The sequence below is a fragment of the Pseudooceanicola marinus genome (genome assembly GCF_020177265.1).
In the GTDB taxonomy this organism is placed as follows: domain Bacteria; phylum Pseudomonadota; class Alphaproteobacteria; order Rhodobacterales; family Rhodobacteraceae; genus Pseudooceanicola; species Pseudooceanicola marinus_A.
This window is the reverse complement of sequence record NZ_JAIVMC010000010.1, coordinates 139653-153534: the sequence shown is the minus strand read 5'-3', so window position 1 is coordinate 153534 and position 13882 is coordinate 139653. Positions and strand designations below refer to the sequence as shown.

Sequence of the window (13882 nt, the reverse complement as noted above, 5' to 3'; positions counted from 1 at the left end):
CGGTCTCGTCGCGCTGGTAAAGGGGGAGGTCCTGCAGGCTCCATCGTCCGGAACGAATGCCAATCGCTGAGCAAAGGCAAGCCCCTGGACGAGACCTATGTTTTGGCAAGGTCACCGCTGGAAAAGTCGCCCGCGGCCTGTGAGCCTGCCTTTGAGACAGCTCGCCGTCCCCAGATAGTTGACCGGGAAGTTCAGCCGGGCACCGAGATCAATGCCCCGTGATCGGCAGCTCGCCAGCTGGAGCGGGACATGGATGTTCTGCGAGGTCGGGCGATCCGGCTTACCGTGTCCCGGCGGGTCGGGGGGGCAAGCCACGGCGATCGGGTTCACCTTGTCGAAAAGCCTCACGCAATCAAGGGATGGGAGACCGACCCCTGCTCCCCTTCAGAACCGGTCGAGCAGGCGCCGCAGGTAGTCGAGTTCTTCTGCGCTGCGCTCCGCCTCGCCGGAGCGGCGGCGGATCTCATCCAGAAGATCGCGGGCGCGGCGCTGCACGTCGGGGTCCTGCAGCATCTCGCGGTCGTTGCCGAGCGCCCCGTTGGTGCCGGCGTTGCGGCCCAGCGGATCATTGCGTTGCCCCGGGTTGTCCCCCTCGGCCTCGCCCTGCTGTCCGGCCAGATCACGTTCCTGCTGCGACATGGCCTCGCCCAGGTTGCGCATGCCCTCGCGCAGGGCGTCCATGGCTTGGGATTGCTGGTCGATGGCCTCGGCCAAGTCGCCCTCGCCCAGGGCCTCCTCGGCCCCGCGCATCGCCTCGTCGGCCCGGTCAAGCGAGTCGCGCGCCGCGCGCCCCGCCTCGGTCCCGGCGCCGGGAAGGTTGCCGCGCTGCCGGTCCAGTTCCTCGCGCAGTTGCCGCTGACGGTCGGCAAGGTCCCCGGCGTCGGGGGCGCCTTCGCCCGCCTGGCCCTGCTGTTGGCCCTGGGACTGGCCACCGCCACCGCCCTGGCTCTGGCCGGGTTGCTGGCCCTGCTGTTGTCCCTGGCCACCTTGCTGCTGCTGGCCCTGGTTCTCCCCCTGCTGACCCTGCTGGCCGCGCTGGCCAGAGTTCCCATCCGGGTTGAACTGATCCTGAAGGTCACGGAAGGCCTCGTCAGACAACTCCTGCTGGTCGCGCAGGGTCTCTCCCAGTCCTTCCATCGCCTGTTCGCCCGGGCTTTGCTGGCCTTCGCCGCCGCCCTGACCCTCGGTCATCTGCATGTTCTCCAGCATCTGCTGAAGCTCTTCCAGCGCCTGCTGGGCCTCGGCCATGCGGCCTTCCTCCATCAGCTCCTGGATGCGGTCCATCATGCGCTGAATGTCGTCCTGGGTCATCCGCATGGCATTTTCCATGTCCATCGGCGGCTGGTTCGGATCATTGGCGCGGTCGCGGGCCTGCTGTTGCGCCAGCTGGCGCATGTAATCCTGGGTGGCGTCGCGCAACTCCTGCATCAGTCGGGCGATTTCCTCGTCCGAGGCGCCGTTGCGCATCGCTTCCTGCAGGCGGTCGCGGGCGCGCTCCATGCGGGCGCGGGCGTCATCCAGATCCCCATCCTCGATCTCCACCGCCATGTCCCAGAGCGCGGCGGTGACCTCGCTCACCTGCTCATCGGTCATCGGGCGGAAGCGCACGATCGTCTCCACCTTGCGCACCAGGCGCATCAGGCGCAGTTCCAGCGTCTCGGAGGGGAAGAACCGGTCGCCCTGCCAGCGCACGGCGCGCAGGACCTGGGCCACCCGCTCGGCATTGTCGCGGTTCCACAGCAGATCGCGGCGCATCTCGATCAGCGCAGCGGCCAGGGGATCGAAGAAACGGCGCGCATCCAGCAGCATGTCGTAGCCGTCGCTGCGCCCCGATTGCGCCGCCGCATCCTCCACCGTCAGGGAGACTGTGACGGGCATGTTGGCCCAGGGGTGCTGCGAGAAATTCTCCACCAGCGCCTCGGAAAACTCGGCGCGAGAGCCGGAGATCGGCATTGGCAGGGGCACCCGGATCGCCTCGCGCGGCTCGGGATCCATGGCCAAGCCATAGCGGCGGTCGACCGCGTCGAGGTCGAGGGCGATCACCGCCTCGCCCGCCACCACGCCGTAGTCATCCCTGGCAGAGAAGGGCATGGTCATCTGCCCTTCGACATCGGCCTCGCCCGGGCCGTCGACGGTGACGGCGGGCGCCTGGTCCGGCACCAGGACGACGCGCCATTCACGGCCCCCCGGGCCTTCGACGGCCAGCCGCCCATCCTGTTCGATGATGAAATCCTGTGCAGAGGCATCCGCCGGCGGCAGGTCCCCGACCCGACCCGAGACGGTCTCGCTGAGTTCCAGCCGGCCTTCGGGACCGTAGAATCGCACTGTCACCTCGGACCCGCGCGGCGCCGAAAGCTCCTCCCCCGCGATGTCGCCGAGGTAGAGCGTGGGCAGGCCGGTGTAGGGCGGCGGTGCCACCCAGCCTTCCCAGGAGGGACCGATGGCCGCCTGCGCGCCGCCCGGCGTCATGTCGCCCAGATCACCCAACCGCCAGAAGGAGCCGAAGAACAGCGCCACGACGACGCCCAGAAGGGCGACATAGCGCAGGCCGAAGGGGTCGCGGGACGAGAGCCGCAGATCAGGGTCCACCGCCCGCGCCTGACGTGCCCGGACCACCATCCGCGCCTGGTGGGCCTCCCACAGCGCACGGGTGCCCGGATCGCTGTCGCCGATGGCCGGGCTGTCGCGAAGGGCCTGCAAAGGCTGGCCTTTCAGCGTCGCATCCAGCCGTCGAAAGGCATCTTCGCGGGAGGGAAACCGCAGGCGCCGCAGCCCGAGGACCAGCAGCGCCAGAGCAACGACACCCGCCAGGGCGCCCAGGGTCCAGATCGCCTCCACCGGCAGGGCCGCGACGACCCCCAGCATCACCAGTGCCAGCCCGGTCAGCAGGAAGGTCCACAGCGGCCACAGCGCACGCACCACGCTCTCCGCCAGAATCCCGGCCCGTGTCAGGGCCAGCCGCCAGCGCAGCCGGTGCATCAATCGGGTGTATCGCGTCGGCTCAACCATGCTCCGTCCCGAAGGGGCAGCGCGGGGATCGCACTACATCCACTCGGGTAGCGTATCGCGGTTAATGATCTCCTCAAAGGAGGGTCTTTTCCGGATGACGGCGAATTGATCCCCCTTGACCAGCACCTCGGGGATCAGGGGGCGGGTGTTGTACTCGCTGGACATCACCGCGCCGTAGGCCCCCGCGGAACGGAAGGCGACCAGATCGCCCGCTGCCAGCTTGGGCATGTTGCGGCCCTTGGCAAAGGTGTCACCGGATTCGCAGACCGGGCCGACGATGTCGTAGGGGGTCTGTTCGCCGCCCGCTTCGGGTTCGACCACGGGCACGATGTCGTGGTGCGCCTCGTACATCGCGGGGCGGATCAGGTCGTTCATCGCGCCGTCGATGATCAGGAAATCACGGCCCTCGCCGTGCTTCACGTAGATCACCTCCGACAGCATGATGCCCGCGTTGCCGGCAATCAGGCGGCCCGGCTCGATCTCGATCTCGCAGCCGGTGTCGCCCAGCACTTCCTGGACCAGGGCACCATATTCGACGGGCAGCGGCGGGGCGGAGTTGCCGCGCTCGTAAGGAATGCCCAGACCGCCGCCCAGGTCGAGGCGGATGATGTCGTGGCCTGCGGCGCGCAGGGTCTCGGTCAACTCCTTCACCTTGGTGAAGGCGGCACGGTAGGGTTCCAGATCAGTCAGCTGGGAGCCGATATGCACGTCGATGCCCACGGCGCGAAGACCCGGCAGTTCCGCAATGCGGGCATAGACCTCGGGCGCGCGGGTGATCGGAATGCCGAACTTGTTCTCCGACTTGCCGGTGGCGATCTTGGCATGGGTCTTCGCGTCCACGTCTGGGTTCACCCGCACGGTGACAGGGGCCACGACGCCCAGGGACAGGGCGACCTCGTTCAGCACCTCCATCTCCGGCTCGGATTCGAGGTTGAACTGGCGCACGCCGCCTTCCAGCGCCGCGCGCATCTCTTCCCGGGTCTTGCCGACGCCGGAGAAGACGATCTTGTCACCCGGCACGCCGGCGGCCTTGGCACGGGCGTATTCCCCGCCCGACACCACGTCCATGCCGGCGCCCAGATCAGCCATGACCTTCAGGATCGCCTGGTTCGAGGCGGCCTTCATCGCGTAACAGACCAGGTGGTCCATGCCCGCCAGGGCCTCGTCGAACAGGCGGAAATGCCGTTCCAGCGTCGCGGTGGAATAGATGTAGCAGGGCGTGCCGACCTGGGCCGCGATCTCGGCCACGGGGACATCCTCGGCGTATAGGGCGCCGTCACGATAGAGAAAATGATCCATGGAAACCTCCGTTGGCCGCAAGGGATGCGCCAAGCGGCGCCGAGGCCCGCCTTACACCGGGCGGGCGCGCAGGAAAAGATAGAGAGGCAGACCGCAGCTGACCCCGATGCAGAAGGTGGCCGGGATCGCCAGCAGACCCAGCCGGTCGCCGCGCGCCCGGCTATCGGTCACGATCCACACGGTCAGCGCGATGGCAGAGATCACCAGATCCCAGAACAGTGCCGCCGGTGCCCATCCGGCCCGCCAGGCGGCGATCAGCCCGGTCAGGCTGACGCCGTTTTCGGCAAACCAGGTGAAGATCAGACCCAAGGGATGCAGGGTGCCCCAGACGGCCAGCGCGAGGAACAGCAGGCGCAGCGGCGGCATCCGCTCAGACCTCGGTCTCGGATCCGTAGATCGTGCCGCCCGTCGCGCCGATGCCGGTGGTGCCCATATCGCTGCGGTCGAGGCCGCTCGGCCCCTGCTCCGCCCCGGCCGGCGGGATCGGCGCGCCATCGACGCCGCAGCCGGCCAAGAGGCCGGTCAGCGCCGCCGCGGCGATCAGTTTCAGTCGTCCAGCCGTGCTTTCCATGCCGCCACCTGTTCGCGAACCCGTTCGGGCGCCGTGCCCCCGTAAGACATACGGGAGGCCACCGAATTGTGCACCCCCAGAACGCCGAAGACCTCCTCGGTGATGCGCGGCTCGACCGCCTGCATGTCCGCCAGTGTCAGGTCGGGCAGATCACAGCCCTGGCCCTCGGCCTTGGCCACCAGCGAGCCGGTCACGTGGTGCGCATCGCGGAAGGGCATGCCCAGCACCCGCACCAGCCAGTCGGCCAGATCCGTCGCGGTGGAGAAGCCGGCACCTGCCGCCGCTTCCAGCGCGGGCACGTTGGCCTTCATGTCCGACACCATGCCGGTCATCGCGGCCAGCGCCAGCATCAGGTTGTCGGCAGCGTCGAAGACCTGTTCCTTGTCTTCCTGCATGTCCTTGGAATAGGCCAGCGGCAGACCCTTCATCACCGTCATCAGCGCCACGTTGGCCCCGAAGATCCGGCCGATCTTGGCGCGGATCAGCTCCGCCGCATCGGGGTTCTTCTTCTGCGGCATGATCGACGAACCGGTGGAGAAGCGATCCGACAGAGCGACGAAGCGGAACTGGGCGGAGGACCAGATCACCAGCTCTTCGGCGAAACGCGACAGGTGCATGGCGCAGATCGAGGCGGCGCCGAGGAACTCCAGCGCGAAATCGCGATCCGACACCGCGTCCAGAGAGTTGGCGCAGGGCCGGTCGAAGCCGAGCGCCTCTGCCGTCATCTGCCGGTCCAGCGGGAAGGAGGTGCCAGCCAGCGCGGCGGCGCCCAGGGGGGATTCGTTCATCCGCTTGCGGGCATCGGTGAAGCGGCCCAGGTCGCGGCTGAACATCTCCACATAGGCCATCATGTGATGGCCCCAGGTCACGGGCTGCGCCGTCTGCAGGTGGGTGAAGCCGGGCATGACCCACTCGGCGCCCGCCTCGGCCTGCGCCAGCAGCGCCTGGATCAGGGCCTTCAGGCCGCCGATGGCCGCATCGGCCTGGTCACGGACCCACAGGCGGAAGTCGGTGGCGACCTGGTCATTGCGCGAGCGCCCGGTGTGCAGACGGCCCGCGGGCTCGCCGATGACCTCCTTCAGGCGGGCCTCGACGTTCATGTGGATGTCTTCCAGCGCGGTGGAGAACTGGAAGCTGCCGCCCTCGATCTCTGACAAGACCGTGAGAAGGCCTTCACGGATGGCCTCGGCATCTTTATCGGTGATGATGCCCTGTGCGGCCAGCATGGCGGCATGGGCGCGCGAGCCCTCGATATCCTGGCGGGCGAGCCGTTGGTCGAAACCGATCGAGGCATTGATCGCCTCCATGATCGCATCAGGGCCTTCGGCGAAACGGCCGCCCCACATCTGGTTCGCTTGGCTATCGGTCATCGGGACCCTCGGAGGAAGAATGAGAAAACTGCTGTCCGCGCTGGTTTATACGTCGCTGATGCTGGGCGCAATCGTCCGCCCGACCCTCGCCGCCCCGGACGGCATCGAGGATCTGCTGACCGGAGAGATGCGCAAGCTTCAGGTGCTCGACACGCCCAAGGCGCTGGACACCTCGCTGGAGTGGGTCGACGTGGACGGCTCCGCCGTGTCGCTGGGCGATTACGCCGGCAAATGGGTGGTGCTGAACTTCTGGGCCGTCTGGTGCGCGCCCTGCCGCGAGGAGATGCCGACGCTGGCCGCCCTGCAGCAGGACCGCGCGGGCGAGGATTTCGCCGTGGTCACCCTGGCCTCAGGCCCGAACGCGCCGGAAAAGGTCGCCCAGTTCCTGGAAGAGGAAGACGCCGCCACCCTGCCCCAGTACCGCGACCCGAAAAGCGCCCAGGCGCGGGCGGCCGCCGTGTTCGGCCTGCCGGTGACTCTGCTGGTCGATCCCGAGGGCCGCGAAGTGGCTCGCCTGGTAGGCGGCGCCGACTGGAACGCGCCCGAGGCCCATGCGGTCTACGATGCCTTCCTGGCCGAGGATGGCAGCTAAGACCGCGATCAGGCGGCGACCACGTCCACGCCCTGGCTGGTGCGCTGGCCCCCGGCCAGACGCATGGATCCCTTCACCGGCGCCACGTCGAAATAATCCCGCCCGCGCGCGATGACGATGTGATCGCTGCCTGCCAGCATGTCGTTGGTGGGATCGAACTCGACCCAGCCCATGTCCTTACCGCACCACGCCCGTACCCAGGCGTGCATGGCGTCCGCCCCTTCCAGGCGCGGCTGCCCCTCGGGCGGCAGGGTACGCAGGAAGCCCGAGACATAGCCCGCCGGAATGCCAAGTGACCGCAGGGCGCAGATCTGGATATGGGTGAAGTCCTGACAGACCCCGCGCCGCAGCGAGAACGCCTCATCCAGGGGCGTGTCGACCATGGTGGCCGTCGCGTCAAAGGTCATGTCGCGGTGCAACGCGCGGGTAAGCGCCATGGCGGCCCCGAAGGCGGTATCGGCCGGGCGCGCGACCTCTTCGGCCCAGGCGGCGATCTCGGCATTCACGGGCACGCGGGGCGAGGCCGGCAGGTAGGTCTGCGGCGCCTCCCCCAGGACCGAAGGCTGCGCCGCGATCTCGCGCATGAACTTCGCCCGGTCGGGCGACACGTCGAGACCCGGCTCCACGTCCAGTCGATCGACCTTCGCCTCCATCAGGAACTCGGTCGAGGGCAGCGGGTCGCGATAGGCGATCTCGGTGCAGATATTGCCGAAGAAATCCCGCCGCGACAGCTGTTCGGCGGGCAGCGGGCGGCAGGTCAGCCGCGCCTCCTGCACCTGCTGGACCCCGGGAATGCTGGGCGGCGTGACACGCAGCAGGTGACGGCCCACGTCGGCGGGGCTGTCGTACTGGTAGAGAATGCGCAGGCGAACCGAATAGAGCATTGCTACCTCAGGTAGGTATCGGCCAACAGGCCGGAAAAGGCTGCCGTGGCGTTGGAAATTTCAACCAGACGGGCCAGGGTTATCTGCTCCGCCGGGGTCGTGGCCAGCTCGGTCCGCAGTTTCATCACCTCGGCGCGGATCGGCGTCGGCTTGCCTGACAGGTCATGGGTCAGCTTCTCCAGCCAGTCGAGGTGGCCGAGGATGTCATCCAGTTGCGCCAGCACCGAGCGCGGGTAGTTTTCATCCAGCAGCAGCAGGTCCAGCACGGTTTCGCGGGTGAAGGCGGCGGAGAAGCGCATCCGGTGCGTCATCACCGCGTCCCCGGCCTCGATCGCGATCTCGTAGGTGCCATGCGGCGTGTCGGGCTGGGTGAAGCCGACCAGCATGGAGGCGGTGGACCAGGCGCGTTCGATCGCCCGCCCCAGCGACAGGAAGCGCCAGCCGGTTGCGTGGTACATATTCTCGTGCACCAGACCGGAGAAGCCGGAAATCTTGCGCAGCAGCACCGACAGGGCGCGGGCGGCGTCATCGCCGGGCTTCAGGCGCGGAGCGAGCTTGGTGGCCGTACGGCGCAGATCCGTCAGGGCATTCCAGCCATCGGTGGAGAAGCGGTCGCGGATGCGCCCCGCCGATCCCATGGCGGCATCGAGGTCGGCCATCAGCCCCGGCGGGAAGGGCTGCGTCGCATCCACCCCCTGCCCGGCCAGGTACTGGCCCAGGTATTGCACCAGCGGCAGGTCATCCCGTCCCGTCTCCGCCAGGCGCAGGTGATAGGCCCGTTGCAGACGGATCTTCTGTTCGACCCGTTCCGAATAGCGGCCCAGCCAGAACAGGTTGTCCGCGGCCCGCGTTGGCAGCGCCGCCAGCTGCGGCAGCGAGGGCCGCGCGCCGGTGGCCCCGGCCAGCAGCGTGTCGTCGGGCGTGGGCTGCGATCCCACGACCCAGATGTCGCAGACCGACCCGCCTCGCTGCACCGAAATATCGGCAGAGGCATCAGAATGCCCCACCCGGGCGAAGCCGCCGGGCATCACCTGCCACCCCTGCGAGGTCCGCGCCAGGATCACCCGCATCGAGAAGGGGCGCGCCACCAGCCGCCCGTCGTCCAGCGCGGGCGCGGTGGACAGCGACACGATCTGCTGCGCCGCCAGCGCCCCCGCCTCCTGCTCGATCATCGCCGGGTCGAAGGGCTGGCCGTCGGCCCTCTTGCCGCCGATCACCACCTCGGGGGAATGATCGAAAGGCAGGCTTGTCGACAGGGCCCGGTCGATCGTCATCCGCGACGCATTGGCCTTCACGTAGTCGCGGGCCGAGGCCGATCCGCACCACCAGGTGGCGATGTTGGGCAGCTTCAGCTCCCGCCCCAGAAGGCGCCGGGCGATGGCGGGGATGAAGGCCATCAGGGCGCGGGTTTCCAGCACCCCCGACCCGGGCGCATTGACCATTGTCAGCTGCCCCGAGCGCAGCGCCGACAGGATGCCGGGCGTGCCGATCTGGCTGTCCTCGTTCAGTTCCAGCGGGTCCAGCCAGGCGCTGTCCAGCCGCCGCCACAGCACCGAGATCGGCTTCAGCCCGCCCACGGTATGCACCATCAGCCGGCCATCGCGCACCACCAGATCCTCACCCTGCACCAGCAGGAAACCGAGATAGCGGGCAATGTAGGCATGTTCGAAATAAGTGTCGTTCAGCGGCCCCGGGGTCAGGATCGCCACGCGGCTGTCCTCCTCCGCGCGCAGGGCCAGCAGGGCATCACGGAAGCCGCGGAAGAACCCCGCCAGCCGCGCCACGTTGGCCTGGGTCACCTGTCCGGGGAAGCTGCGCGCGGCGGCCATGCGGGTTTCCAGCGCGAAGCCCGCGCCCGAGGGCGCCTGCGCCCGGTCCCCCAGCACCCACCAATGCCCTTCCGGGCCGCGCCCGATGTCGAAGGCCAGCATGTGCAGGTGATGGCCCGACCGCGGCGCCACGCCCACCATCGGGCGTAGCCATTCCGGGTTCGAGGTCAGCAGATCCGCCGGCAAGAGCCCGTCCGACACCAGCTGGTTGGGCCCATAGAGATCGGCCATGATCCGTTCCAGCAGGTCCGCACGCTCGATCAGCCCGGCGGCGATCCCGTCCCATTCCGACTGCTCGATCAAGAGCGGCAGATGCGCCAGCGGCCATTCCCGCTCTTCCTGGCTGTCGGGACCGTAGTGGCGGAAGAATACGCCGGCATCGCGCAGGTACTGGCTGCCCCGCGCACAGGCCAGGTCCAACTCCTCGCGCGGCATGGCGGCGATCTGATCCAGGAAGCCCTTCCAGACCGGGCGCACGACGCCGTTGCCGTCCAGCAACTCATCCGGCACGCCCTTCAACGGGGCATAATCGGCCAGCAGCGCGGCCAGCGGATCGGCCTGCGGCGCCGGTCCGGCCGCTTGGGCGGGGGCCGTCCCCGGACCTTGCGACTGGGATTGCGTTTGAGGCGGCGGCGGACCTGGCCGGGACGAACCGCCCCCGTTCCCGGGATCGGACGGGATCATCGCGAAGCCTCCTCGCGATGTCGCCTGCCGAACTGGGGCTGGCCGGTCATGCTGTCTCCTCCCGGGGCCTGGCTGCCCGGGCGAGCATCGCCCGGGTCAGGCCCCTCTAGATGCCCGGACCGCGCCGCAAATCAAGGGTCATCGGGAATTCGCGGTGATAAATTTCCTGCGGTGGCAGGTAGGCGCCGGGGTTGTGACCGAAGGGTTCGAAGCGGGCCAGGCGGCGCGCCTCGGCCTCGTTCGCGTTCACCGGGAAGGTATCATAGTTGCGCCCGCCGGGGTGCGCGACGTGGTAGGTGCAGCCGCCGATGGCGCGGCCCGACCAGGTGTCGAAGATGTCCAGCGTCAGCGGCGCATGCACCGGGATCACCGGATGCATCGCCTCGGGCGGCTGCCAGGCCTTGTAGCGCAGCCCGGCGACCGACACGCCCGCGCTGTCGGTCTTGGTCATCGGCAGGCGGCGGCCGTTGCAGGTCACCGCGTACCGCCCGGGATCGGCGCCCGACAGCTTCACCTGCAACCGCTCGGTCGAGCTGTCGGTGTAGCGCACCGTGCCGCCGATGGCGCCGGTCTCGCCCAGGACATGCCAGGGCTCCAGCGCCTGACGCAGCTCCAGGTGGACGCCCTCGTATTCGACCTCGCCACAGAAGGGGAAACGGAACTCCTGCTGGGCCACGTACCAGTCGGGGCGGAAGTCGAAGCCGTGGCGGCGCAGGTCGCCCAGCACGTCCATGAAATCCTCCCAGACGAAATGCGGCAGCATGAAGCGGTCATGCAGGGTGGTGCCCCAGCGGGTGAAATCCCCCCCCATGGGCGCATTCCAGTAGCGCACCAGCAGCGCCCGGATCAGCAGTTGCTGGGCCAGGGACATGCGCGGATCGGGCGGCATCTCGAAGCCGCGGAACTCGACCAACCCGAGGCGCCCCGTGGGGCCGTCGGGCGAGAACAGCTTGTCGATGCAGATCTCGGCCCGGTGGGTGTTGCCGGTGACATCGGTCAGCAGGTTGCGCAGCAGCCGGTCGGTCAGCCAGGGCAGCGGTTGCACCCCCTGCCCCGGCGCCGGGATCTGGGACAGCGCGATCTCCAGTTCGTAGAGGTTGTCGGCACGGCCCTCGTCCACGCGGGGCGCCTGGCTGGTCGGACCGATGAAGAGGCCGGAGAAGAGGTAGGACATCGCCGGATGCCGTTGCCAGTGCAGCACGAGACTGCGCAGCAGGTCCGGGCGGCGCAGGAAGGGGCTGTCGTTGGTGGTGGCGCCACCGACGACGACGTGGTTTCCGCCCCCGGTGCCAGTGTGTTTGCCGTCGATCATGAACTTGTCGGCGCCCAGCCGGGTCTGGCGGGCCTCTTCATAGACCGCCTCGGTGATTGACCGGCATTCATCCCAGTTGGCCGCGGGATGCACGTTCACCTCGATCACACCAGGATCGGGGGCCACGCGGATCACGTTCAGACGCGGATCATGGGGCGGTGCGTAACCCTCGATGTGCACCGGCAGGTCCAGCTCCTCCGCCGCGGCCTCGGCGGCGGCCAGAAGCTCCAGGTAATCTTCGACCGTGGTCACGGGGGGCATGAAGACGCACAGGCGCCCGTCGCGCGGCTCCACCGCCAGGGCGGTGCGCACGGCGCCGGCCCCGGATTCGCCCACCATCTGCTGTTCGCTGACCGATTGCTGTTCCGCGTCGGGGCGGAAGCTGGCGCGCGCCTGGTCGCTGTCGGCGCGCCCTTCCAGCCGGGCCTGGATCGCGGCGCGGGCCTCGACCCGGGCCTCGGCGCCCGAAGGGTGACCCTCTTCGCGCGCGTCCCGCTCAAAGTCCCCCTCCTCCGGCGTCTCCGTGGCCTCCTCGGCATCGAAATCGGGCAGTTCGCCCCGCTCGACCGTGGGATCGGCGGGATTGATGTAGGGATAGCGCGACTCCGGCACATGCGGCAGCGAGTCGAGCGGCATGCGGTAGCCCACCGGGCTGTCGCCGGGGATCAGGAAAATGTGGCCGCGCCGGAACTGCCACAGCTCCGTCTGCCAGCGGCCCGAGCTGGAGCGCCCCTGCCAGCGCTGGATCGGCAGGACGTGCCCCGAGGGTTTCGTCAGCCCCCGCTCGAAGACCCGCGCGATGCGGTTGCGCTCTTCCGGGTTCTTCAGCTTGGAGTTCTGCGGAGTGACGTTGTCGGGCAGCTGCGCCTCTTTCAGGATCCATTCCGCCGGATCCTCATAGGCGGGCTGCACGCAGTCCTCCTCGACCCCCAGAACCTTGGCCATGGCCTTCAGGAAGGCATCGCCCTTCTCGGGTGGCAGGTCCTGGTCGTCCTTTTCCCTGGCGATCAGGTCGGCGTTCTTCCACACCGGCTTGCCGTCCTGGCGCCAGTAGAGGGAGAAGGTCCAGCGCGGCAGGGTCTCGCCCGGATACCACTTGCCCTGGCCATAATGCAGGAAGCCGCCCGGCGCGAAACGGTCACGAAGCCGCCGGATCAGCCCGTCGGCCAGCCCGCGTTTCATCGGGCCCACGGCGGCGGTGTTCCATTCGGCGCTTTCGAAATCGTCGATGGACACGAAGGTCGGCTCGCCGCCCATGGTCAGGCGCATGTCGGCGGCGGCAATTGCCTCGTCCACCTTGCCGCCCAGGTCGTTCAGCGCGTCCCAGGCCTCCTCCGAGAAGGGTTTGGAGATGCGCGGATGTTCCGCCACGCGGGTAACGGTCATGTCGAAGTCGAAATCGACCTCCGGCGCGCCATCCGAGGAAAAGCCCCCGGCGATCGGGGCCGCGTTGGAATAATGCGGCGTGGCGGCCAGGGGGATATGGCTTTCCCCGGTCAGCAGGCCAGAGGTCGGGTCCAGGCCGATCCAGCCCGCACCGGGCAGATAGACCTCGGCCCAGGCGTGCAGGTCGGTGAAATCGTGATCGGTGCCCGAGGGGCCATCCAGCGCCTCCAGGTCCGGTTTCAACTGTATCAGGTAGCCCGACACAAATCGTGCCGCGAAACCGAGGTGCCGCAAGATGTCGATCAACAGCCACGACGTATCTCGGCAGGACCCCTTGCCGATCTTCAGGGTCTCTTCGGGGGTCTGCACCCCTGGCTCCATGCGGATGACGTAGCCGATCATCTCGGCCAGGTGGGCGTTCAACCCGACCAGCATGTCGACGGTGCGCTGCTCGCTGCGGTCGATGGTGGCCAGAAGCGCCTTCATCCGTTTTCCAGGGCGCAGCGGCTTGCGATAAACCTTCAGGTCGCCCTTGATGTCGTCGGGGTAGTCGAAGGGCCAGACCTCGGCCACTTCCTCGACGAAGAAATCGAAGGGGTTGTAGACCGACATATCGGCCACAAGATCGACCTCGATCTTGAACTCGCGCACCGGCTCGGGGAAGACGTAGCGCGCCATCCAGTTGCCGTAGACGTCCTGTTGCAGGTTCACGAAGTGCTTCTCGGGCGTGACCTTCAGCGAATGGGAAATGACCCGGGTGCGCGAATGCGGTGCCGGTCGCAGACGGATGATCTGTGGCCCCAGCGTGACCGGACGGTCGTACTTGTAATGGGTCAGGTGATGAATGGCCGCCTTGATCGACATGGGTCCGCCTTCTGGCAATTGCGTCCTGGAATGCTCCCGCTCAGGCTTCCATGCTTTACCGTCCGCTGGCAACGGATTGTGC

9 protein-coding genes are annotated in these 13882 nt (G+C 68.2%); 1 reads left to right on the top strand and 8 read right to left on the bottom strand.

Annotation, left to right across the window (positions count from 1 at the left end; translation table 11 throughout):
* Positions 1–384 precede the first annotated feature (384 nt).
* Genes LC066_RS17765 through argH form a run of 5 tightly spaced genes read right to left on the bottom strand, consistent with a single transcriptional unit; the run spans position 385 to position 6249 of the window.
* Positions 385–3009, bottom strand: a complete 2625-nt coding sequence (locus LC066_RS17765) for a TIGR02302 family protein (RefSeq protein ID WP_224901836.1) — start codon at positions 3007–3009, stop codon at positions 385–387.
* Positions 3010–3042: 33 nt separating this feature from the next.
* Entirely contained in the window at positions 3043–4308 is a 1266-nt protein-coding gene (gene lysA, locus LC066_RS17760) for a diaminopimelate decarboxylase (RefSeq protein WP_224901834.1), read from the bottom strand.
* A gap of 51 nt (positions 4309–4359) precedes the next feature.
* On the bottom strand, positions 4360–4674 hold the full coding sequence (locus LC066_RS17755) for a DUF2834 domain-containing protein (protein WP_224901831.1): 315 nt from the start codon (positions 4672–4674) through the stop codon (positions 4360–4362).
* 4 nt (positions 4675–4678) lie between these two features.
* Entirely contained in the window at positions 4679–4879 is a 201-nt protein-coding gene (locus LC066_RS17750; protein ID WP_224901830.1) for an argininosuccinate lyase, read from the bottom strand.
* Positions 4855–6249, bottom strand: coding sequence for an argininosuccinate lyase (gene argH, locus LC066_RS17745; RefSeq protein WP_224901827.1), 1395 nt, complete (start codon positions 6247–6249; stop codon positions 4855–4857). The genes LC066_RS17750 and argH overlap by 25 nt, the downstream gene beginning before the upstream one ends.
* Positions 6250–6268: 19 nt before the next feature.
* Here argH and LC066_RS17740 point away from each other — a divergent pair, with 19 nt between their 5' ends.
* Positions 6269–6841 (top strand): TlpA disulfide reductase family protein, encoded by a 573-nt coding sequence (locus tag LC066_RS17740; protein WP_224901824.1) that lies wholly within the window; start codon positions 6269–6271, stop codon positions 6839–6841.
* Between the two features lie 8 nt (positions 6842–6849).
* Here the strand turns inward: LC066_RS17740 and LC066_RS17735 are convergent, their stop codons facing one another.
* The 3 genes from LC066_RS17735 to LC066_RS17725 all read right to left on the bottom strand — a co-directional run bounded on the left by LC066_RS17735 (position 6850) and on the right by LC066_RS17725 (position 13800).
* Positions 6850–7725: a transglutaminase family protein gene (locus tag LC066_RS17735; RefSeq protein ID WP_224901821.1), complete on the bottom strand. Its 876-nt coding sequence runs from the start codon at positions 7723–7725 to the stop codon at positions 6850–6852.
* Between the two features lie 2 nt (positions 7726–7727).
* Complete coding sequence (locus tag LC066_RS17730; RefSeq protein ID WP_224901818.1) at positions 7728–10238, bottom strand: circularly permuted type 2 ATP-grasp protein; 2511 nt, start codon at positions 10236–10238, stop codon at positions 7728–7730.
* 106 nt (positions 10239–10344) lie between these two features.
* On the bottom strand, positions 10345–13800 hold the full coding sequence (locus tag LC066_RS17725) for a DUF2126 domain-containing protein (protein ID WP_224901815.1): 3456 nt from the start codon (positions 13798–13800) through the stop codon (positions 10345–10347).
* Positions 13801–13882 lie beyond the last annotated feature (82 nt).